Consider the following 22,391-nt stretch of genomic DNA (forward strand, 5'->3'; position numbering starts at 1 on the left):
AAAAAATGAAGCTAAAATGTAATGAATAATTCAGGTAGTAATTCCTAGTTCGGAATTGATCAATTATAATACTTCATTGTATAGTTTAGTACTATCTAAATTTATCCAATCCGAAGTAATTTTCATAGCTAATTTAATTTTCAATAGAGGTATTAAGATAGAAATAATCATTTTTTCTTCTTCTTTTTTTGTTTTCTTTTTCTCTTTTTTCTCAATTTAGCAAACATTGCTTTGTACTCTTCTACATTTATATCTCCTTTTTTTGCTTCTAGTATAGAGAAAGAATTCACATTTAGTTTCGGAATTTGCTGTTCTAAAGTTTCATCAATAAATGCTCTTTGTAAAATATCCTCTATTAAATAATCTTCATTTATAGATTCTGGATGATATTCATCTTTCAATGATAAGCTAAAAACATTAGCTGTTGTGTTATACCAAAATGCTTTCCACCCACTTCTTAACTCCTTTATATTTTCAAAAACAGTTTTTCCTGTTTGTCTATGTACTAATTTGATCAGAACTCTTCCTTCTGTTCTGGTCATTTTCTTTATTTGATCTGTTAATTCTTCTTCTAAATACTTTTGTACTCTTCTAACGTACTTACGTTTTTTACTTTTCGATTTTATTCTACTTAGTCTCGCCTCTAAGCTATCTATTCTTTTTGAAGCTAGTACAGCATAAGGATATGCTTTAAATACTTTCTTTCTAAACCATAGATAATAATTTACATCTTCCCTAGACTTAAATTTATGTTTAGGTAATACTGAAACTTCGTCTAACTTTATCATTAAAGTGTCTCCATCTTTAACTAAAAAATGTTCATCAGAAAATTCTGGTAACGTATCTTTTATTTGAGAAGAACTAATTAATGGAAAACATATAATTGTAAATAGTATAAAAAACTTTTTCATGGTGTTGTATACGCAAAAACGATTCCAAAGGTATTTTATTTTAGTCAAAAAAAAAACTCGTGAATGGCTCACGAGTTTTAATTCTTATATAAATTTTTATTTAGGCTGTCATAATAGCTTCTGCTATTCTCTTGTAAACTCCACTTGATAACTTTTCTCTGATAGCAGTGAATGCTGTTATTGTTTCTTTAACATCCTCAATTGTATGACGTGCTGTTGGAATCAATCTTAAAATTATCATTCCTTTAGGAATAACAGGATACACTACTATAGAACAAAAGACTCCATGATTTTCTCTTAAGTCATGTACCATTGCCATAGCTTCAGGAATATCTCCTTTTAAATACACTGGAGTAATACAAGTTTGAGTTGTACCTAAATCAAAACCAGCTTCTCTTAAACCTGACTGTAAAGCATTCGTTATTTCCCATAACTTATCTTTTAATTCAGGCATAGTACGAATCATGTCTAGACGCTTTAATGCTCCTTTTACCATTGGCATTGGTAATGATTTTGCAAACATCTGAGATCTCATGTTATATTGTAAATACTGAACTACATCTTTATCTCCTGCGAAAAACGCTCCAATACCTGCCATAGATTTTGCGAATGTTGCAAAGTATACATCTATATCGTCTTGAACTCCTTGTTCAAAACCTGTACCTCTTCCTCCTTCACCTAAGGTACCGAATCCGTGCGCATCATCAACTAATAATCTAAAGTTGTATTTTTTCTTAAGTTCTACAATCTCTTTTATTCTACCTTGCTCACCACGCATTCCAAAAACACCTTCAGAAACTAAAAGGATACCTCCTCCAGTTTTTTCTGCCATTTTTGTAGCACGCATTAGATTTTTTTCACAACTTTCAATATCATTATGTCTGTACACAAATCTTTTTCCTGCATGTAAACGAACACCATCAATGATACATGCATGGGTATCCATATCATAAACGATGATATCATCTTTTGAAACTAATGCATCGATAGCAGAAACCATACCTTGATATCCAAAGTTTACTAAATATGAAGCTTCTTTACCAACAAACTCGGCACATTCTTTCTCTAATTGTTCGTGATATTTTGTGTGTCCTGACATCATTCTAGCCCCCATAGGATATGCCATACCATCAGCAGCAGCTGATTCTCCATCAACTTTTAATACTTCAGGATGGTTTGCCAAGCCAAGGTAGTCATTGATACTCCAAGTAACGACAGGTTTTCCATTAAACATCATTCTATTAGATATAGGGCCTTCAAGTTTTGGAAAAACATAATACCCTTCTGCCTTGTCTGCCCATTTTCCTAATGGTCCTTTATCATTCTTAATTCTATCAAATAAATCCTTTACCATATCTATGTTTCATATTTGGGTGGCAAAATTAAGTTTTTTTCAGAGTATTTCAAAGACTTACCTAATTCTACTTTATTTTTATAACTAAATCATTAGAATCAACTAAAGTTCCTGACTGTAATTGGACTTTCTCTATAATACCTCTAGATACAGCTGTAACTGTAGTTTCCATTTTCATCGCTTCTATGATAAATAATGGTTGATTTTCTTGAACGATGTCTCCTTCTTTTACTAAAACAGAAGAAAGTAAACCTTGCAATGGTGCTCCGATTTGATTTTCATCAGCTTCATCTGCTTTTGTATTTTCTACTTTTTGAACTGAAACAGAAGTATCTTTAATAGACACTACTCTCATTTGCCCATTGATTTTGAAGAATACAGTTACATTTCCATTTTCATCTGCTTCTGTTTTATGTACTAATGATATTAATACTTTTTTACCAGGCTCTATATCAATCATGATCTCCTCTCCTATCTCCATTCCAAAGAAGAAATTTTTCGTAGGAATATTCATCACATTTCCAAACTTCAAATGCTTGTTGTATGCATCTGTAAATACTTTCGGATATAATTTATAAGACAAGAAATCGGTAATTTCTAGATCTCTTCCCATCCCTTTAGTAAAATCTTTCTTAAATTCTTCAAATTCTGTATCAAAATCGATAGGATCTAAATGCTCATTAGGACGGTCTGTATACGGTTTTTCGTTTTTAAGTATGATTTTTTGAAGTTTTTCTGGAAAACCTCCTACTGGTTGACCTAAATCTCCTTTGAAAAAGTTGATTACAGATTGTGGGAAAGATATCGCGTCTCCTCGTTCCATTACATCTTCAACTGTTAACTCATTACTAATCATATATTGAGCCATGTCTCCTACTACCTTAGAACTTGGAGTTACCTTAATAATGTCTCCAAACATTTGGTTTACCTCTCCGTACATTTTTGTTACGTCAGTAAATTTATCTTCTAAGCCTAAGGCAATAGCTTGACCTTTTAAATTTGAATATTGACCTCCTGGAATTTCGTGGTCATATACTTCACCGGTACCTGCTTTTAATCCTGATTCAAAAGGATAGTAATATCCTCTGACTACTTCCCAATAATTAGAATACTCTGCTAGTTTTTGAGTATCTAATGGATTTTCTCTTTCATTGAATCGTAACATTTCAACCATTGAATTAAAGTTAGGCTGTGATGTTAAACCTGATAATCCTCCTAAAGCCACATCAACTACATCTACTCCTGCTTCTATTGCTTTTAAATAAGATGCTGATTGGATTGAAGATGTATCGTGTGTATGTAAATGAATTGGAATATTTATTTCAGATTTTAATGCAGATATTAATTCATATGCTGCTTGAGGTTTTAATAAACCTGCCATGTCTTTTACTCCTAAAATATGAGCTCCTGCATTTTCTATGTCTTTTGCTAATTGGATGTAATATTTTAAATCGTATTTCGTTTTACTTGGATTTAAAATATCTCCTGTGTAACATATAGACGCTTCTGCTAGCCCTTGAGTTTTATTACGAACATGTTTAATACATGGTTCTATAGATTTCATCCAGTTTAAAGAATCGAAAATTCTAAATACATCAACTCCTGTCTCCCAAGATTTCTCTACAAATTTTTCAACCAAATTATCTGGATAGGCTTTATACCCTACTCCATTTGAACCTCTGATTAACATCTGCAATAATACATTTGGCATTGCTTCTCTTAATAATGCTAATCTTTCCCAAGGATTCTCTTGTAAGAAGCGTAAACATACATCAAAAGTAGCCCCTCCCCATACTTCCATACTGAAGATATCTGGGAAATTTTTTGCATAGCCTTCAGCAACTTTCATCATATCGATAGTACGCATTCTAGTGGCTAATAAACTTTGATGTGCATCACGCATAGTAGTATCTGTAAAATGAACTTTCTTTTCATTCTTTAACCACTCTGCAAATTTTTCTGGGCCTAATTCGGTTAATTTATCTTTTGTTCCTTTCGGATGTTCTTTCAACTTAGGGAATGAAGGAATTACTGGTTTAGTAAATGTATGTTCTGGATTTATCTTTTTTACATCTGGATTTCCGTTTACTATAGTCTCTCCTAAAAATTCAATTAATTTATTTGCTCTGTTTCTTGGTTCAACAAACTCAAACAATGAAGGTTCATTTTTAATAAAATTCACTGTTACCTTTCCTGCTTGGAAAGTTGGATGCTTCAGAATATTATCTACAAAGGCAATATTAGTTTTTACTCCTCTAATTCTAAATTCTTTTAATGCTCTTCTCACTCTTTTACAAGCGCCCTCTAATGTATTTGCTTGTCCAGATACTTTTACCAACATAGAATCGAAGAAAGGAGAAATTTTTACTCCTTGATATACACTACCAGCATCTAAACGAATTCCAAATCCTGATGCACTTCTATACGCTGTTACTGTACCATAATCAGGTTTAAAATCATTTCCAGGATCTTCAGTAGTTACTCTACACTGTAATGCATATCCTTTTACTTCAATTATATCTTGACTAGTCATCCCTATTTCTGGATCAGATAGTTTGTATCCACCAGCAACATATAATTGTGTTTTTACTAGATCGAAGCTGGTTACCATTTCCGTAACCGTGTGCTCTACTTGTATTCTTGGATTTACTTCTATGAAATATATACTATTGTCTTCATCAACTAAAAATTCAACTGTACCAATATTGTTGTAGTTTACTGCTTTACAAATATCCTGTGCATATTTATATAGATCATTTTTAGTCTGCTCAAGCAATCCATAAGAAGGTGCTAGTTCTACTACTTTTTGATATCTTCTTTGTACTGAACAATCTCTTTCATATAAGTGTACCATGTTACCATGAGTATCGGCTACAATTTGAATTTCTATATGTTTAGGGTTTTCTACAAATTTTTCTAAAAATACAGTATCGTCTCCAAAAGCTTTTAATGATTCTCTTCTTGCTTCAGGATATCCTTTCCTTAACTCTTCTTCTGTTCTAATTACACGCATTCCTCTTCCTCCACCTCCAGACGCTGCTTTTAACATTACAGGATAACCTATTTTTTCTGCTTCTTCAATTGCTATATCAACAGACGTTAAATCTTGATCACTACTTTGAATGATTGGAACATTATTAGCTACTGCTACTTCTTTTGCTGTGATTTTGTCTCCTAAAGCTTTTAATACTGATACTTTAGGTCCTACGAAAATGATTCCATTATCTTCACATTTTTGAGCAAACTCTGCATTTTCAGATAAGAAACCATATCCAGGATGGATTGCATCTACATTATTCTCTTTTGCTACCTTAACAATAGCATCAATATCTAAATAGGGTTTTAATGGTTCATTATCATTACCAATTTGATAACATTCATCCGCTTTATACCTATGCAAAGAGTATCGATCTTCATACGTGTATATTCCAACAGTTTTTATCCCAACCTCTACACATGCTCTAAAAACTCTAATTGCAATTTCTCCCCTATTAGCTACTAATACTTTTTTAATGTTCATTATATCTGGCTTGTTGTTTATGATCGCTCAAAGTTAGTTTAATTTGCTTTTTTTTTAAAGAAAACCTGCAATTTGTATGAAGAAAAATAATTATTTAACAAATTCATAAAATTTGTGTGGGTGAGAAAACGATTTCGTAGTGTTTTATAGTCAAACATGAGATTTCAACAATGCTTATGAACTAAAAAAAGATGCTAAAAAAAGCATCTTTTTGTTCGTATTTTGAAGTTAGTTTAGTCTAAAAAATTCATTTTTACCCTAAAACTTCTGTTTTACTATTTTGTAACTCCTTTATAAAAGGTTGTTTATATAATCTTTTACTTAATGCTTTATGGATCGCATTTGCTACGGCACCTCCAGCTGGTGGCAAACCTGGTTCTCCTAATCCTGTAGGTGATAATTCATTTTTTACAAAGTGAACTTCTACTTCTGGAGTTTCGTTCATTCGAATTAATCTATACGTATCAAAGTTTCGATGTGATGGCTTTCCGTTTTTAAATGATAAATCGCCATACATTGCATGACCAATTCCATCCAATACTCCACCTTGAATTTGATTTATAGCTCCAGTTGGATTAATAATAATTCCACAATCTACTGCTGCAATAATTTTTTTAACTACTGGTAATCCATCTTTCAATTCTATTTCCGCTACTTCAGCTACATGTGTATTATGGCTATAATAAGCTGCAAAACCTTTATAAACACCATCCTTATTTTCACTCCAATTACTCTTTTCAGCAGCTAGTTTAATTGTATTTTCCATTCGCTGACCAGAGTACTCTATTTTATCATCTGTAGTATTTTTTACATTTTGTAACAATTCTAATCTCAATTCTACAGGATCTTTCTCTAACTCTTGTGCTAATTCATCAAAGAAAGTTTGTTCAGCAAAAGCTAAGAAGTTGGTATAAGGTGCTCTCCACGCTCCTGTGGTAATATCACTCTTATAACTTTTAGTAGATACTTTATAATTAGGAATACAACCTGCTGGGAAGAAATTAGGTATCAAATCATACATATTACTATTTATAGCAGCTTCTTTTAAATGATATCCTGTTATTTTTCCTTCTTTAATTGATGCTGCTATTCTATACTTAATCGCTGGACGATAAATTCCATCAGTCATATCATCTTCTCTAGAAAACACTACTTTAACAGGCTTTTTTGCTAAGTTTGAAACCTCTGCAGCTTCTAACGCAAAATCTCCATAGAGTCTTCTTCCAAATCCTCCACCCATTCTAGTCATTTCTAACTCTATTTCTTCTTTCTTCCTTTCTAACAGTTTAGCAACTCTACCAGCAGTCCATTGTGGTGTTTGGATTGGCCCTACCAAGTGAATTTTTTCAGGTGTAACATCTGCATAAAAATTCATTGGTTCTAAACAGTTGTGAGGTAAGAAAGGTGAGTCGTATGTTCTTTCTACTATTTTATCGGCTTCAGTGAATGCTTTCTTTACATTTCCATCTTCTCTCCTAATTGTAAAATCATTTCCATCAAGAATATCATTTAGTTCCTTGTCATGATTTTCAGTACTTTCTAATTTTTCATCACTACTCCAAATAGCCTTTATTGCTTTTTTACCTTTCATAGCCGCCCAAGTATTGGAAGCAAGTACTGCTACTTTATCTCCAAACTTTATCACATCAGTAACTCCTGTTACCTTTTTTGTCTCGGTATCATCAAAGCTTTCTAATTTTTGTCCAAAAGCAGGTGGTCTTAGTACAGAAGCATAAGACATACCTTCCGCTTTATAATCTAATCCAAATAATGGTTTACCTGTTACTATCTTATCTAAATCAACATTTATAGCATCTGTACCAATTATGGTATACTCTGAAGGTTTTTTCAATTTTACATTTTCAGGTACTTCTAATGTTGATGCTTCTTTTACCACTTCTCCATATCCTAATGTTTCTCCATTTGCATTGGTAATTATTCCTTTAGATGCTGAACAGGTGGCAGCATCTACTCCCCACTTTACTGCTGCTGCATTAATTAGCATTTGCTTAGTGGTTGCTCCCGTTTGTCGTAAAGCGTCCCAACCAAATCGGATAGACAGACTTCCTCCAGCTACCTGACGAGTGTATTCTTTTTTGTTATATTTTGCTTGTACTACATGTACTTTATCCCATTCTACATCTAATTCTTCTGCTATAATCATTGGCATAGCTGTTTTTACACCTTGACCTATTTCTGGATTTGGTGAAAAAATAGTTACATAACCATTATCTGCTATTTTAATAAATGCATTGAAATCGTTGAAATTAAGATTTTCAATATCTATAGATGGTTTGGCTTCTGTTTTACAAGCAGTAAATAAATTAAAACCTATGATCATACCTCCTCCAGCTAAAGCTGAAGTTTTTAAAAAATTTCTTCTACTAAATGCTAAGTTGCTTTTTGTTGTTTTCATGGCTATACTTTTAGGACATTTTTTCAGCAGCCATTGCAACCGCTTTTTCTATTCTATTATACGAAGCACATCTACAAAGATTACCGTGCATTGCTTCTCTTATTTCTTGAGTTGTTGGATTGGGATTTTGCTTTAGAAAAGAAGCAGCTGTCATGATTTGTCCTGCTTGACAATACCCACATTGAGGAACATCTACTTGTTTCCAAGCTTCTTGTAGTGGATGATCTCCTGCTTCAGATAATCCTTCAATTGTAGTAATCTCTTCCTTATCAAGTAAAGCTACCTGTAATTGACAACTTCTTGTTGCTACGCCATCTACATGCACTGTGCATGCACCACATTGTGCTATTCCACAACCAAATTTAGTTCCTACTAAATTTAATTCATCTCTTAATATCCAAAGTAAAGGCGTGTCGGGATCAGCAGTTACAGTAATCTGCTTACCATTGATTTTTAGATTATAGGTTGGCATTTGTCTCGTTAGTTTATTAATCAGGAAATAAGGTACAAAAAATATAGTTGTCTAAAGACAACTATACTTCTTTTAAGATTTATTTAATATTAATGATGTTGCCTTCGACAAGCTCAGGCAACGCGACAAGCTTAGGTAACACGATAAACTCAGGTAATGTTACAAACACAAGTAATTCAATAGACTTATACGATATTTATTGTCACACTAAAACTTGATCAATAATACCTTGCACCACTTCAGGGTTTAATAAAGTACTTGTATCTCCTAAGTTACTTATATCGTTAGATGCTATTTTTCTAAGAATTCTTCTCATTATTTTTCCAGAACGGGTTTTTGGTAAACCTTGAGTGAATTGAATCTTATCTAATTTTGCGATAGGTCCTATTTGTTCTGTAATGATTTGATTGATTTCTATCCTTAAATTTTCTTGATTTCTAGACTCTCCTGTGTCTTTTAGTATTACATATCCGTACAAAGCATTTCCTTTTATATCATGTGGGTATCCTACTATTGCTGATTCTGCAACAGCAGGATGTTCATTAATCGCATCTTCTATAGGAGCTGTTCCTAAATTATGTCCTGATACTATTATCACATCATCTACTCTACCTGTAATTCTATAATATCCTACTTCATCTCTAAGTGCACCATCACCAGTAAAGTATTTATTTTCAAATGATGAGAAATATGTGTCTTTATAGCGTTGATGGTTTCCCCATATTGTCCTTGCCATAGATGGCCAAGGAAATTTTATACATAACCTTCCTTCAACTTGATTTCCTTTTACTTCATTACCTTCAGCATCCATTAAGGCAGGTTGAATTCCTATAAAAGGTAAAGTAGCATAAGTTGGCTTTGTTGGTGTTGAATATGGAATTGGTGTAATCATAATTCCACCGGTTTCAGTTTGCCACCAAGTATCTACAATTGGACTTTTTCGTTTTCCTATATTGTCATCGTACCAATGCCATGCTTCTTCATTTATAGGTTCTCCTACTGTTCCTAAGATCTTTAATGATGATAAATCATTAGATTCTACATGAGACAATCCTTCTTTAGCTAAAGCTCTAATTGCGGTAGGTGCTGTATAAAATTGATTTACTTTATGTTTTTCTACAATTTGCCAAAAACGACTGTAATCTGGATAACTTGGTACTCCTTCAAACATCACAGTAGTAGCTCCATTGGCTAAGGGTCCGTATACGATATAACTGTGCCCCGTGATCCAACCTATATCTGCTGTACACCAATACACATCATTTCCTCTATATTGAAATACATTTTTAAAAGTATATGCAGTATACACCATATAACCAGCGGTGGTGTGCAACATTCCTTTGGGTTTTCCTGTAGATCCAGATGTATATAAAATAAATAAAGGATCTTCTGCGTTCATTATTTCTGCAGTACACTCCGTTGAAGCCTTGTCTAATAATGGTTGTAACCAAACATCTCTTCCTTCTTTTAAAGTAATATCTGAATGAATTCGTTTTACAACCAAAACATCAGTAATTGTTGGGCAATCTTCTAAAGCTTCATCTACAATACTTTTTAAATCGATAGTTTTAGCTCCACGGTATGATCCATCAGAAGTAATTACCATTTTACATTCAGAATCATTAATTCTAGTAGCTAATGCTGTTGAGGAAAATCCAGCGAAAACTACAGAATGAATTGCTCCTATTCTTGCACAGGCCAATAAAGAAATAGCTAGTTCAGGAATCATTGGTAAATAAATACATACACGATCTCCTTTTTTAATTCCTTTATCTTTTAAAACGTTAGCAAATTGATTTACACGTTTATATAATTCTTTGTAGGTAATATGCTCTGCATCTTCATTTGGATTATTAGGTTCAAATAGAATAGCCGTTTTATCTCCTCTTGTTACCAAATGTCTATCAATACAGTTTTCTGTAATGTTTAATTGTGCTCCTTCAAACCATTTTACTTCAGGCTTGGTGAAATCCCAACTTAATACATTATCCCATTTTTTTCTCCATAAGAAATGTTCTTCAGCAATCTCTTCCCAGAAATTTTCAGGATTTCTAACTGATCTTCTATATACTTGAAAATATTCTTCTAAGTTTTTGATATGGTAATTACTCATATTTGATTGATTTGTTCTATAAATTTATTGTTTTTATTAGAACATCATCAAAATTCACAAACAAATTTGATTAAATATTACCTTTGTTATATCAGTGTAAAAGAAAAAAGTTTTGAAAATGTATAAATTGGTTGAAAACACAAAACTCTACAAGAAATATATTATTCAAGAAAAATTATCTGATATTTTCATATGTTTTTACATCATTTTTATTGCTAGATGGTATCTTTTAAGATATCGAAATCAATTAATTCGCTTATCTAAAATAGAGAATCCTAAGATGGAATATTACTTTATGCCGGGAGGTGTGATTTGGGAAGATGAATATGAAGACCGTTTATTACACAAGCTATCATATATATTAGGTTTTGCCATAGTTTACAGAACTAAGCTATTAAAATACCCAAATTATGAAAGTAGAACTAAACATTTAAATGATAAATATAAAAGAACTTTTTATTTAGCTAAAAAGTATTTTCCTGATTGGATCGGTTTTCAAAAATCTAGATGTAATTATACACCTGAATTATCTAATAGATTATATAGAATAGAAAAAGTTGTTTCGTGGAGACTTAAAAAATTCGAACAAGAATTAGACGAGTATGATAGGATTCATGATTCCAATTAAATCAAAAAAATTAGTTTTCTATCTCTTCTACTATTAGATTATAATCGTACTGTAGATCTTCATGAAGACTTGCCATAGCTTTTTTCGCTAGTCTCATTTGAGTTTCCAATACCTTTTGTAGTCTTGGACTTAGCTGTATTGATGGTTTAAAATTCTTTAATTTTAAACAAAAATATAGTAATAGCTCTACTTCTGTACTTTTCTTTTTAGAATAACGGATTTGTTTTTTGATAGTCGTCAAAATTTTGCGGACACTTTTTCTGATGTAGAAAAAGCTTTTTGTGTTTATTTCACTAAACATATCATCAATTTCTAATTTTACCGTTTCTATATACCGATCCTCATTATGAGCTTCAAATAATAAATACGTCAACAACTCTTTATTTTCTTTTTTAAAACGTGTTAATGTAAGGCATAACTCTAATAATTCTGAAGAAGTTTTATGCTTTAGCTCGTCTTTTATAATTTTTATAGAAGCTGCTTTCATATATGATTACCTTTCTTAATTTCTTCAAAGCTATCAAAAAGTCTTTTCTTAGTCATTGTAAATATTCTTTTATTGTATTCAGATGTATTTTTTTGATATGTTACATATTCATCTTCAGTATAATGCCCAATAATAATTCCTAATATAAGATTACGAATCGCTATATTTTTAGAAAATGATTTTTTTAATAGTAATTCAAATTCCTCTTTACTAGTATTACCTAATTTGATTTTTTGCTTTACACACCAATTCTTGAATACTAAAATCAAAATTTCATGCTGTAGTTTTATTATAGGCCTTAATACTTCATTTTGAAACTTTTCATTTTTTGTAGCTCCTGTTAGTTCTAATTTAGGACGAATATCTTTTTTAGTCATTTGCATTTTATGATTATTTCAGCTAAGATAATTTTTTGTTTACTTTTTTTAACAAAATATTAAACAAAATGAATTGATTAATAAACTAACTTCGTAGAAATTCTAATCTTAACATTATGAAAACCAAAAATTTAATCGTGTTATTTTTACTTTCTTGTACAGTTGCTTTTGCAAATAACACAACAAAAACTAACCCAATAAAAAAGGGAAAAGACGGAAAAACTATTGTTAATGTAGCTGCATCTAACAAAAATTTTAGCACGCTTGTAACTGCAGTGAAATCAGCAGATTTAGTTGAAGTATTAAATGGTGATGGTCCATTTACTGTATTTGCTCCTACTAATGATGCTTTTAGTAAACTTCCAGAAGGAACTATAGCTACATTATTAAAACCAGAAAATAAAAAGTTACTAACATCAATATTGACTTACCACGTAGTAGCTGGAAAATTTGATGCGAAAGCAGTTATGATGGCTATAAAAGAAAATAGTGGGAAATTTGTAATTAAAACAGTACAAGGTAATAAACTAACTGCTATGATTAAAGATGGTAATGTAATTTTAAAGGATGCAAAAGGGAATATATCTAAGGTTGTTATTGCTGATGTAGAAGCCAACAATGGAATAATACACGCAATTGACACAGTTGTAATGCCTGAATAGAAAAATAAGAGTTAGTCTTACAGAAAAAAAGAGAAGCTAGTAGCTTCTCTTTTTTATTATAGTAAAAATTCTTTTACATTTTTCTCTATTCGATCTAGAATATTATCTGTATTTGCTTTTATAAATTTTTCTCCTGTAATCTGCTCGTATAATTCTATATATCTATTTGATATTTCAAGAATTTTTTCATCACTCATTTCAGGAATTTGCTGTCCATCTTTACCTTGAAATCCATTTTCTATCAACCATTGGCGCACAAATTCTTTAGATAATTGTTTTTGTTTTTCTCCTTTTTCTTGTCTTTCTGCGTAACCATCAGCATAAAAATAACGAGACGAATCTGGAGTATGAATTTCATCAATTAAAACAATTTTTCCTTCTTTGGTTTTTCCAAATTCATATTTTGTATCTACTAAAATCAATCCTCTCTTTGCTGCAATTTCAGTACCTCTTTCAAATAATTTTCTTGTATACTCTTCTAATACTATATAATCTTCTTCTGAAACTATTCCTTTAGCTAAAATTTCTTCTCTAGAAATATCTTCATCATGCTCACCATTATCAGCTTTGGTTGACGGAGTTATAATTGGTTCTGGAAACTTATCATTTTCCTGCATTCCTTCTGCCATGGTAACTCCACAAAGCATTCTCTTTCCTGCTTTATATTCACGAGCAGCATGACCAGATAGATATCCACGAATTACCATTTCTACTTTGAAGGGTTCACATAAATGTCCTACTGCTACATTCTCATCAGGATTTGCAACTAACCAATTTGGAACAATATCAGCAGTATCGTTCATCATTTTTGTTGCTATCTGATTTAAAATTTGTCCTTTAAAAGGAATCTGTCTCGGCATAATTACATCAAAAGCTGATAATCTATCAGAAGCAATCATTACCAATTGTTCATCGTTAATATTGTAAACTTCTCTAACTTTTCCTTTGTAAACTGATTTTTGACCTGGAAAATTAAAGTTTGTTTCGTTTATTGTATTCATTTATGTTGCGTTGTTCTAAAGTGGCAAAATTAACTTTTTTTATAATTATGAAACTCTTTTTAAATAAAAAAGTCAGTTTAGATACTCTAAACCAACTTTATTCAGTGATGTAATAATCGATAAATTTAAAAACTCATGTCATCTTTTATCTAATCTCTTATGATTCTTTGGGACTGTATACCTTCTCTCCTAAGCCAATCATGTATAAAGCCACCGCTTGTTTTTAGATCAAAAACTAAATTAATTTTATCATCATGACTTGGGCTGAAATACCTAAAATCCATATACAATTTAGAAAGGAAATTATATGAAATATCTAAATTAATATCTCTTTTTATTACAACAAACTTTGCAAGTACTAATCTAGCTATTGTAGTATGTATAGGAAATAATATATCGAAGAATCTTATGTTCTTAATTTTTATCTTAGAAATTCTAAGAGTTCCAGAAGTAATTACATTAGTTTGGGTATTAAAATACAACGGTAATTCAACTTCAGCACTTCCTCTTCTATCTACTAACTTTCTATATTTCCATAATATTTTCTTGTACCATCTAAATCTAGCATTCCCTTTAATTTTGATTTTAAGGGTAGTTCCAGAAGCATCAATACTTAGTATAGAGAATCCCCATAAATTAATTTTTTGTTTTTTAGAGTATTGTTTTAACTCAGGAAATTTAGATACTGCATTTCTAAGTAACTGCTTAGATAATCCAAAAAATAATTTAGAGTCACCATCATCATCAGTGATTACTTTAGCATTGAAATATTTTTTAGCATTTTGTTGGATATCATATAATAAATACCCTATGGCACCAGCGAGCTCACCTCTATCAAAATCAAAACCTCTATTAGCAGAAAATTGATGTGTAGAAATAGCTTTCGCTTGTTTATCTAGTTCTTTCTGAAAAGCTTCTAGTTCAGCTAAACTTTCTTTTTGAATCATTTTCTCAAGCTCCTCTCTAGTCATACCTGTCTCCTCTAAATAGGTTTGATTAATTCCATCAACAAATACATCATCTTTGTAATCTGTATCCTCTTCTAATGACTGATTTATAATTGTGTTATCTTCGGTAGAGATTTCTTCAATAAGATTTTCATCTTGTTTTTGGCATCCAAATAATAAGGTGATGCACAATAAAGTTAATTTTAAATAGTGTGTGTTTTTCATTTTTTTCATTTTAATAGGTTGGTTGTTGTAATTTCATAATTAATTTGCACGATTTTTTATAATTATTGACTATTACATCGCAATAAAATTACAATTGAAAGTATCTGTAAATGTTAAAAAACTAACATCTAAACAACAGATAATGCTAATTTTACATCACTTGAAAAGAATTATAGTATTTGACAATAAAAAAATTACGTTTTAATTTATTGCCCTTCGAATTAAACTTTCCTTTTTTCATACTTATGCTAAACTAGAAGATAACTAATTACATCTTTTTAAAGAAAAAAGCCAGTTTAGTATTACCAAACTGACTTCAAAATTATAGCTAAATTTAAAATCTGAAGAATATATTTTTATGATTTATATAATACCTGCGTTTTTCAATAAGGTCTTTATTGAATCAATCAGGTCATCTGTCTTAATTTTAAAGGTGAAGAAGACTTTTCCATTCCTTTTTGAGAAATATTTGAAGTCTACATAAAATTTAGAAATAAAGTCATAAGAGATATCCAAATTAATATCCTTTTTAATTACAACAAACTTATTTATGATCAATTTGATAATTGTACTTTTTATTAAAAACACAATATCTATAAATTTATTTTTAATATTAATTTTAGAAATTTTTAAAGTTCCAGAAGTTATCTTATTACTACTTGTGTTAAAATACAATGGTAATTCTACATGAGCACTTCCGCTTCTATCTAAAACTTTTCTATATTTTTTAAAAATTTTGATATAGTGTCTATATCTAGCGTTTCCTTTAAATTTAATTTTAATAGTAGTACCAGAAGCTTCTAAAGACTCCAATGAAAAACCATGTAAATCTAACTTTTGCTTACTCGTATGGTTTCTTACTGTAGGAAATGCTGCTACTGCATTTTTAATTAATTGCTCAGATAATCCCAACTCTAAAAAACTTCCTAACGAAGTATTTAATCCAATGCTAGCTTCAAAATATTTATCAGCATTTTGCTGAATATCGAACAGTAAAGCACCTACAGCTCCTGCTAATTCATTTTCATCAAAAGTGAATTTTTTTTCCGAATACTTATATGATGAAAAATTAGCAGCTTGCTTTTCTAATACAGTAGTAAACTCTGCTTGATCCTCAGCTGCCTGCTGGGCTACCATTTGTTCTAACTCTTCAACTGTCATTCCAGTTTCCTGAAGGAAAGTTTGGTTAACACCATCTACAAATACATCATTCTCAAAATCTGTATCTGTTTGTAATTCATTACTACTTATTGCATCTTGTTCTGTAATTAGTTCATCTTCTTTTTGACATCCTGTTGCAAATATGATAATGCACAGTAAGACATATTTTAAAAAGTTTAGTTTTTTCATTTTATTTATTTTAATGAGGTTAATTTGATTTTAATAAATTTCTACTATAATTTTAATCAAGAATCTAAAATAATGATAAACAGATTTTTATTCATAAAAAAAACCAACAATTGAATAAAAAAATAGTACAAAAAATATGAGATAAATTTCACGGAATTCAGGGTGAGTAAATCTTTTATTATAGTCTAATTTTGATACAAACATTAAATCAGATAATCCCTCAAAAAATGAAAAATCAAAAACTAAAAATCAATTTTTTCCTTATTACCTTATTTCTATTATCAGTTTTATATAGTTGTTCAAAAAATGAAGAATCAGATACCCTTAATAGTGTAGAGATTGAAAATGGATCTGAATCTCAAGATCAATCCAAATTATTTCCTCATGAACGTACAATAAAAGGAAGTCGAATTCTTGAACCAGATTTAAAAAATGCAGAAGAAAATTTTGAAAAGAAATACAATAATTATCTAAAGGTAGATTATTACTTAATTGACAAACCAGGTATCTATGAAGGTTTCTATTTTAAAAATTACATTACTATTGAATCGGATAATGTCACCCTAGTGGATTGTATTATAAATGGACATGTATCTATAAAAAATAAAGCTAAAAATGTTAGAATTGAATATAGTGAGGTTCGTGGTGAAGATACTGAAACAGGAAAACCACATCCGGGTATTGGTGTAAATGCTACTCGAGCTGGATCTAATATTGTTATTTATAAGTCTTATATTCATAGCTTCTTTGATTTATTAAGATGTGGTCCACATGGTATTGAAGTAACAGAAAGTTACTTGTATGATTGGGGAAAAGACGATGATGGCAATCATGCAGATGCATTTCAATATCCTTCATGGGATGATGAGTTGGCTTTAACAGATAAAACTAAAATTATCTTCTCTGGAAATTCTATTATAGAACCTTTTATTGGTCAAAAAACTGCAGCTATTGGTTTTAATTCTGTTACTAAGCATTGGACTATTACTAATAATTACTTTAAGGGAGCTGGATACACCATGTACATCTCTGGTGGAGGATATATCTTAAAAGATAATGTGTTTGCGGGCGACAATACATGGGGTAATTTTAGGTATTATAAAGATGGACGTGATTATGGTGTTTGGAAAAACAATATAGATTTAGATGGTAATGAAATTAAGCCACCAACAAACTAAATAAAAACAAAGTGAATCTTGATTTTTAATTTTTCAAGATTCACTTTACTACATTTTAAATAGCTTGTATTTAACTTTTTTATTCAGTCTCAATACTTTTATAAGCTGTGATAATTTTTTTCACTAATCTGTGACGAATCACATCTTTATCGTCTAAGAAAATTTGGCCTATACCTTTAATATCTTTTAACGCTAGTAACGCTTCTTTTAAACCAGATACTTGTTTACGAGGTAAATCTATTTGACCAGGATCTCCTGTAATAATAAATTTAGCGTGTTTACCCATACGCGTTAAGAACATTTTCATTTGTGCATGAGTAGTATTCTGTGCTTCATCTAAAATTACGAATGCATTATCTAACGTTCTACCTCGCATAAATGCTAAAGGTGCAATTTGTATTGTTCCGTTCTCTAAATACACTTGAAGTTTTTCAGAAGGAATCATATCTCTTAATGCATCATATAAAGGTTGCATATACGGGTCTAGTTTTTCCTTAAGATCACCTGGTAAGAATCCTAAATTCTCACCTGATTCAACGGCAGGTCTTGTCAAAATAATCCGCCTAACATCTTTCTCTTTCAATGCTTTAACTGCTAAAGCTACTGCGGTATATGTTTTACCAGTTCCAGCAGGTCCTACGGCAAAAAGTAAATCATTATCTTTCATCAGATTTACTAATTTTCGCTGATTTTCTGTTTGTGGTTTTATCAGCTTACCACTAACACCATGTACTAGAATATCGCTCTTATCTCCAAACTTACGTTCTTCATCTTCCTTTCCGTTAGAAGTTAAAATACGTTCAATACTATTTTCATCTAATTTATTGTATCTGTTATAATACTTAATTAGACGTTCCAGTCTACTTTCAAACTCATCTAGTATTTCAGGATCTCCATAAACTTTAAGTTTATTTCCTCTTGCAACAATTTTAATTTTAGGAAAGTATGTTTTTAATAGTGATATGGTACTGTTTTGGGCTCCAAAGAATTCATTTGGATTGATCTCTGTTAATTCAATAACTCTTTCGTTCAAATGCTATGTTTTTAATTTTATTATGCTTAAATGTAGTAATTATTTTATTCATTTATGTAGCTTTGCCTTAATTTTCAATAGAGTTTTTCACAAAATAATTAACAATTAATCATCAAATGGCTTTTATTACCTTAACTACAGATTTTGGCATTAAAGATCATTTTGTTGGCGCTATAAAAGGAGCCATTTATACTGAATTACCAGAAGCTACTATTGTTGATATTACTCATGAAATTTCTCCTTTTAATATTACTGAAACTGCCTACATAGTTAAAAATGCTTACAAGAGCTTTCCTAAAGGTACTATACATATTATTGGTGTAGATTCTGAGTTAAGTGTACATAATAAGCATATCGCTATTGAATTGGATGATCATTATTTTGTTTGTCCTGATAATGGTGTAATTTCTATGATTGCTTCAGAAGTCAATCCTGCTAAAATTGTAGAAATCACTATTCATAATCATATTGAAAGTAGTTTTCCAGTTTTAGATGTGTTTGTAAAAGTTGCTGCTTTTATTGCCAAAGGAGGAAAATTGGATGTGATTGGAAAAGAGATTCAATCCTATAAGAAAATGATTGAAATACAGCCTAAGGTAAATCAAGATCGTAATTTAATTGTTGGTGGTGTTATTTATATTGATAATTATGGTAATGTAATTAGTAATATTAGTAAAAAAGCTTTTGACGATATTGGAAAAGGAAGAAAATTTACCATTACAGCTAGGCGTTATTCATTCTCTAAAATATTGAATAAATACAATGAGATTGTAGATTATACATCTGATGATATTCGTCAATTTGATGGTAATAAATTAGCACTATTCAATACTGCTGGGTACTTAGAAATTGCCATTTACAGAAGTAATTTAAATACCGTTGGTGGTGCTTCTTCATTGTTAGGTTTACATTATAGAGATACCATTTCTATAGAGTTTCATGACAATCCTAAACCAGATTTTGTAACTGTTTAATCCTATACTATGTTTGTACGTATTGTAAAAATGAGTTTTCAGCCTGAAAAAATTGAAACTTTCTTAGCTAATTTTGATCAAAAAAAAGAATTCATACGAAACTTTCCTGGTTGTCGTTTATTAGAATTGTATAGAGATAAAACAAATCCTAATATTTTTTTCACCTATAGCTATTGGGAAGATGAACAAGATTTAGAGAATTATCGAAATTCTGAACTTTTTAAAGGGATTTGGGCTGAAACTAAAGTCTTTTTTAACGATAAACCACTTGCTTGGAGTGTTGATAAAGTTGTAAGTTTGGACTGAGAAGTTGGAAGTGAATATTAATTATTAAATTATCTCAAAAAAATAAATATTTGAAATCTATTTTAAAAAAAGAACTCAATTCATTTTTTGGATCTCCAATAGCGTATTTAGTTATTGGAGTATTCTTATTAGTAAACGGACTATTTTTATGGGTATTTAAAGATAATTTTAATATTTTAAATGCAGGTTATGCTGATTTAAATTCATTTTTTTATCTGGCACCATGGCTATTCTTATTTTTAGTTCCTGCTATTACTATGAAAAGTTTTGCTGATGAGTTTCATATTGGAACTATAGAAATTTTAAAAACTAAACCAATCACCAATTGGCAAATTGTAGTGGGTAAGTTTTTAGCTTGTTTACTTTTAATTGTAATTGCTTTACTCCCAACTTTAACTTATGTATATACTATAAAGGAATTAGGGAATCCTAAAGGTAATTTAGATACTGGTAGTTTATTGGGGGCTTATTTTGGGTTACTTTTTTTAGCCTCATCTTATACTGCCATAGGATTATTTACTTCTACCCTATCTAAAAACCAAATTGTAGCTTTTATCTTAGGAATTGTAATTTCTTTTTTTATGTTTTATGGCTTTGATGCCATAGCAGATTTACTAACTAACTCTAACTATTATGTTCGTTATTTTGGATTTAATGAACATTTCAAAAGTATCAGTAGAGGCGTTATTGATACTCGAGATTTAGTGTATTTTGTGTCTATTACTTTCCTTTTTTTATTCATCACTAAAACACGCTTAGAAAATGAATAAAAACATTAAAAATATCAGTTTTGTACTTATAGGAGTTTTACTTGTAAATTTTGCAAGTACTTCCTTTTTTAAACGTTTTGATTTAACTCAAGATCAACGATATACTTTATCTAAAATCACCTCAGATTTAGTAAATAATCTCGAACAAGATTTAATCATCAATGTATATTTGGAGGGAGACTTTCCTACAGAATTTCAACGTTTACAGATTGAAACACGTCAATTCTTAGAAGAATTAGAAGCTAAAAATAACAATGTTCGTTTCCGATTTGTCAATCCTGATGGAATCCGAGAAGAATTAATTAAAAATGGCATGATGCCAAGTCAATTGAGCGTTGAAGAAGATGGAAAACTTTCTGAGGCTATCATTTTCCCTTGGGCTGAGCTATTTTATGGTGAAAAAATGCAAATAGTTTCATTATTACCTAATAGCATGGCATCTTCACAAGAAGAGCAATTGCAAAATGCAATTGCGGCTATTGAACATTCTTTTGCAAACGGTATACAATTAATCACTCAAACGGATCAAAAGAAAATAGCGGTATTGTCAGGAAATGGTGAGTTAGAAGATTTAAAATTATTTAGTTTTTTGAGCGAATTAGGTAAAAAATATCGCTTGGCTAAGTTCACTTTAGATTCTGTGGAAAACACACCTGATAAAACCTTACAACAATTACAAAAATTTGATCTTTCCATAATTGCTAAACCTACTAAAAAATTCACTTCAAAGGAAAAACTAGTTTTAGACCAGTATATCATGAATGGTGGAAAGACATTGTGGATGATTGATAACTTGAGTGCTGATACAGATAGCTTATACAATGAAGGAAAAATGTTAGCTTTTCCTAGAGATTTAAATTTAACTGATTTATTATTTAGTTATGGAGTGCGTATTAACAATAAATTAGTGCAGGATTTATATGCATCTAAACTCACACTTGCTGCTGGTATGGTTGGGAATCAACCTCAATTTGAAAGTTTCAATTGGTTTTATCACCCTTTAGCTGCTGGAAATCCAAATCATCCAATTACTAAAAATATTTTACCTGTTAGGTTACAGTTTACCACTCAAATTGATACACTAAAGAAAAATATTAAGAAGACTCCTTTATTGATTAGTTCTGTATTAACAAAACTTTCAGGTACTCCTAAAATCATTGAATTGGAAAGTGTAACTAAGGAGCCTTCTCAAGAAGAATACGCTGCAGGAAATCAATTATTAGCTGTATTATTAGAAGGTGAATTTGAATCTGCCTATGAGAATAGAATAAAACCTTTTGATTTTAAAACCTATCAAAAAAAATCAACTTCAAATAAAATGGTTGTCATTGCTGATGGTGATATTGGAAAAAATCAATTAGTTAAAGGGAAACCTTATGATTTATCAGTAGATAAATGGACACAACAACGTTTTGGAAATAAAGATTTCTTAGTCAACACTGTGGATTATCTTTTAGATGATAATGGATTGATTCAACTAAAAAATAAATCAATTCAACTTCGTGTCTTAGATAAGAAAAAAGCCTATAGTGAACGAAAATTCTGGCAAGTGTTTAATATTGCTTTACCTCTACTTCTATTATTAGTTTTTGGACTAGGCTTCAACTTTTGGAGAAAAAAGAAATACCAATAAATCAGTAATCTGTTATCAATAAGCAGTGATCAAT

The 22,391-nt window shown here is 30.5% G+C and carries 19 protein-coding genes; 7 read left to right on the top strand and 12 right to left on the bottom strand.

The window, feature by feature from the left end; genetic code table 11:
* Positions 1-167 precede the first annotated feature (167 nt).
* The 6 genes from BVC87_RS15805 to acs all read right to left on the bottom strand — a co-directional run bounded on the left by BVC87_RS15805 (position 168) and on the right by acs (position 10,786).
* Positions 168-911: a DUF4294 domain-containing protein gene (locus BVC87_RS15805; protein ID WP_075343371.1), complete on the bottom strand. Its 744-nt coding sequence runs from the start codon at positions 909-911 to the stop codon at positions 168-170.
* 100 nt (positions 912-1,011) lie between these two features.
* Positions 1,012-2,265: an aminotransferase class I/II-fold pyridoxal phosphate-dependent enzyme gene (locus BVC87_RS15810; protein ID WP_075343372.1), complete on the bottom strand. Its 1,254-nt coding sequence runs from the start codon at positions 2,263-2,265 to the stop codon at positions 1,012-1,014.
* Positions 2,266-2,332: 67 nt separating this feature from the next.
* Complete coding sequence (locus BVC87_RS15815) at positions 2,333-5,785, bottom strand: pyruvate carboxylase (RefSeq protein ID WP_075343373.1); 3,453 nt, start codon at positions 5,783-5,785, stop codon at positions 2,333-2,335.
* 253 nt (positions 5,786-6,038) lie between these two features.
* A complete protein-coding gene (locus BVC87_RS15820; RefSeq protein ID WP_075343374.1) occupies positions 6,039-8,201 on the bottom strand; it encodes a xanthine dehydrogenase family protein molybdopterin-binding subunit in 2,163 nt (720 codons plus the stop codon).
* A 10-nt stretch (positions 8,202-8,211) separates the two neighbouring features.
* Complete coding sequence (locus tag BVC87_RS15825) at positions 8,212-8,673, bottom strand: (2Fe-2S)-binding protein (RefSeq protein WP_075343375.1); 462 nt, start codon at positions 8,671-8,673, stop codon at positions 8,212-8,214.
* A gap of 202 nt (positions 8,674-8,875) precedes the next feature.
* On the bottom strand, positions 8,876-10,786 hold the full coding sequence (gene acs / locus BVC87_RS15830) for an acetate--CoA ligase (RefSeq protein ID WP_075343376.1): 1,911 nt from the start codon (positions 10,784-10,786) through the stop codon (positions 8,876-8,878).
* Between the two features lie 118 nt (positions 10,787-10,904).
* Here acs and BVC87_RS15835 point away from each other — a divergent pair, with 118 nt between their 5' ends.
* Positions 10,905-11,414 (top strand): hypothetical protein, encoded by a 510-nt coding sequence (locus tag BVC87_RS15835; RefSeq protein ID WP_075343377.1) that lies wholly within the window; start codon positions 10,905-10,907, stop codon positions 11,412-11,414.
* 10 nt (positions 11,415-11,424) lie between these two features.
* Here the strand turns inward: BVC87_RS15835 and BVC87_RS15840 are convergent, their stop codons facing one another.
* Positions 11,425-11,901 (bottom strand): hypothetical protein, encoded by a 477-nt coding sequence (locus BVC87_RS15840; RefSeq protein WP_075343378.1) that lies wholly within the window; start codon positions 11,899-11,901, stop codon positions 11,425-11,427.
* The gene (locus tag BVC87_RS15845; RefSeq protein ID WP_143569802.1) at positions 11,898-12,284 is read right to left on the bottom strand and encodes a glyoxalase; all 387 of its coding nucleotides are present in this window, start codon (positions 12,282-12,284) and stop codon (positions 11,898-11,900) included. Before BVC87_RS15845 ends, BVC87_RS15840 begins: the two co-directional genes overlap by 4 nt.
* A 110-nt stretch (positions 12,285-12,394) precedes the next feature.
* On the opposite strand from BVC87_RS15845, the gene BVC87_RS15850 reads away from it, so the two are divergent.
* On the top strand, positions 12,395-12,940 hold the full coding sequence (locus BVC87_RS15850) for a fasciclin domain-containing protein (protein WP_075343380.1): 546 nt from the start codon (positions 12,395-12,397) through the stop codon (positions 12,938-12,940).
* A 56-nt stretch (positions 12,941-12,996) separates the two neighbouring features.
* Here the strand turns inward: BVC87_RS15850 and BVC87_RS15855 are convergent, their stop codons facing one another.
* The 3 genes from BVC87_RS15855 to BVC87_RS15865 all read right to left on the bottom strand — a co-directional run bounded on the left by BVC87_RS15855 (position 12,997) and on the right by BVC87_RS15865 (position 16,463).
* Positions 12,997-13,941, bottom strand: a complete 945-nt coding sequence (locus tag BVC87_RS15855) for a phosphoribosylaminoimidazolesuccinocarboxamide synthase (protein ID WP_075343381.1) — start codon at positions 13,939-13,941, stop codon at positions 12,997-12,999.
* 149 nt (positions 13,942-14,090) lie between these two features.
* Positions 14,091-15,113 carry a hypothetical protein gene (locus tag BVC87_RS15860; RefSeq protein ID WP_143569803.1) on the bottom strand — a complete coding sequence of 341 codons (1,023 nt, stop codon included), beginning with the start codon at positions 15,111-15,113 and terminating at the stop codon, positions 14,091-14,093.
* Between the two features lie 363 nt (positions 15,114-15,476).
* A complete protein-coding gene (locus BVC87_RS15865) occupies positions 15,477-16,463 on the bottom strand; it encodes a hypothetical protein (protein ID WP_075343383.1) in 987 nt (328 codons plus the stop codon).
* Positions 16,464-16,690: 227 nt separating this feature from the next.
* Between BVC87_RS15865 and BVC87_RS15870 the strand changes: the two genes are divergently transcribed.
* Positions 16,691-17,641, top strand: coding sequence for a hypothetical protein (locus BVC87_RS15870; RefSeq protein ID WP_075343384.1), 951 nt, complete (start codon positions 16,691-16,693; stop codon positions 17,639-17,641).
* 79 nt (positions 17,642-17,720) lie between these two features.
* Here BVC87_RS15870 and BVC87_RS15875 read toward each other — a convergent pair whose 3' ends face one another.
* Positions 17,721-18,674, bottom strand: coding sequence for a PhoH family protein (locus BVC87_RS15875; RefSeq protein WP_075343385.1), 954 nt, complete (start codon positions 18,672-18,674; stop codon positions 17,721-17,723).
* Positions 18,675-18,790: 116 nt separating this feature from the next.
* On the opposite strand from BVC87_RS15875, the gene BVC87_RS15880 reads away from it, so the two are divergent.
* The 4 genes from BVC87_RS15880 to gldG are packed head-to-tail and all read left to right on the top strand — an operon-like array spanning position 18,791 to position 22,357.
* Entirely contained in the window at positions 18,791-19,648 is an 858-nt protein-coding gene (locus tag BVC87_RS15880; protein WP_075343386.1) for an SAM hydrolase/SAM-dependent halogenase family protein, read from the top strand.
* Positions 19,649-19,657: 9 nt separating this feature from the next.
* Positions 19,658-19,954 carry a putative quinol monooxygenase gene (locus BVC87_RS15885; RefSeq protein WP_075343387.1) on the top strand — a complete coding sequence of 99 codons (297 nt, stop codon included), beginning with the start codon at positions 19,658-19,660 and terminating at the stop codon, positions 19,952-19,954.
* A gap of 50 nt (positions 19,955-20,004) precedes the next feature.
* Complete coding sequence (gldF, locus tag BVC87_RS15890; RefSeq protein WP_075343388.1) at positions 20,005-20,724, top strand: gliding motility-associated ABC transporter permease subunit GldF; 720 nt, start codon at positions 20,005-20,007, stop codon at positions 20,722-20,724.
* The gene (gene gldG / locus BVC87_RS15895; RefSeq protein ID WP_075343389.1) at positions 20,717-22,357 is read left to right on the top strand and encodes a gliding motility-associated ABC transporter substrate-binding protein GldG; all 1,641 of its coding nucleotides are present in this window, start codon (positions 20,717-20,719) and stop codon (positions 22,355-22,357) included. Before gldF ends, gldG begins: the two co-directional genes overlap by 8 nt.
* The last annotated feature ends 34 nt before the right edge of the window (positions 22,358-22,391 follow it).

Source organism: Tenacibaculum agarivorans (assembly GCF_001936575.1).
Taxonomy (GTDB): Bacteria; Bacteroidota; Bacteroidia; order Flavobacteriales; family Flavobacteriaceae; genus Polaribacter; species Polaribacter agarivorans.

Bases quoted from the DNA above. Each gene is read 5' to 3' on its own strand.
- BVC87_RS15835 (WP_075343377.1), top strand. From the start codon at position 10,905: ATGTATAAATTGGTTGAAAACACAAAACTCTACAAGAAATATATTATT.
- BVC87_RS15840 (WP_075343378.1), bottom strand. From the start codon at position 11,901: ATGAAAGCAGCTTCTATAAAAATTATAAAAGACGAGCTAAAGCATAAA.
- BVC87_RS15810 (WP_075343372.1), bottom strand. From the start codon at position 2,265: ATGGTAAAGGATTTATTTGATAGAATTAAGAATGATAAAGGACCATTA.
- BVC87_RS15880 (WP_075343386.1), top strand. From the start codon at position 18,791: ATGGCTTTTATTACCTTAACTACAGATTTTGGCATTAAAGATCATTTT.
- BVC87_RS15845 (WP_143569802.1), bottom strand. From the start codon at position 12,284: ATGCAAATGACTAAAAAAGATATTCGTCCTAAATTAGAACTAACAGGA.
- BVC87_RS15805 (WP_075343371.1), bottom strand. From the start codon at position 911: ATGAAAAAGTTTTTTATACTATTTACAATTATATGTTTTCCATTAATT.
- BVC87_RS15885 (WP_075343387.1), top strand. From the start codon at position 19,658: ATGTTTGTACGTATTGTAAAAATGAGTTTTCAGCCTGAAAAAATTGAA.
- acs (WP_075343376.1), bottom strand. From the start codon at position 10,786: ATGAGTAATTACCATATCAAAAACTTAGAAGAATATTTTCAAGTATAT.
- BVC87_RS15850 (WP_075343380.1), top strand. From the start codon at position 12,395: ATGAAAACCAAAAATTTAATCGTGTTATTTTTACTTTCTTGTACAGTT.
- gldG (WP_075343389.1), top strand. From the start codon at position 20,717: ATGAATAAAAACATTAAAAATATCAGTTTTGTACTTATAGGAGTTTTA.
- BVC87_RS15825 (WP_075343375.1), bottom strand. From the start codon at position 8,673: ATGCCAACCTATAATCTAAAAATCAATGGTAAGCAGATTACTGTAACT.
- BVC87_RS15860 (WP_143569803.1), bottom strand. From the start codon at position 15,113: ATGAAAAACACACACTATTTAAAATTAACTTTATTGTGCATCACCTTA.
- BVC87_RS15820 (WP_075343374.1), bottom strand. From the start codon at position 8,201: ATGAAAACAACAAAAAGCAACTTAGCATTTAGTAGAAGAAATTTTTTA.
- BVC87_RS15870 (WP_075343384.1), top strand. From the start codon at position 16,691: ATGAAAAATCAAAAACTAAAAATCAATTTTTTCCTTATTACCTTATTT.
- BVC87_RS15815 (WP_075343373.1), bottom strand. From the start codon at position 5,785: ATGAACATTAAAAAAGTATTAGTAGCTAATAGGGGAGAAATTGCAATT.
- BVC87_RS15855 (WP_075343381.1), bottom strand. From the start codon at position 13,941: ATGAATACAATAAACGAAACAAACTTTAATTTTCCAGGTCAAAAATCA.
- BVC87_RS15865 (WP_075343383.1), bottom strand. From the start codon at position 16,463: ATGAAAAAACTAAACTTTTTAAAATATGTCTTACTGTGCATTATCATA.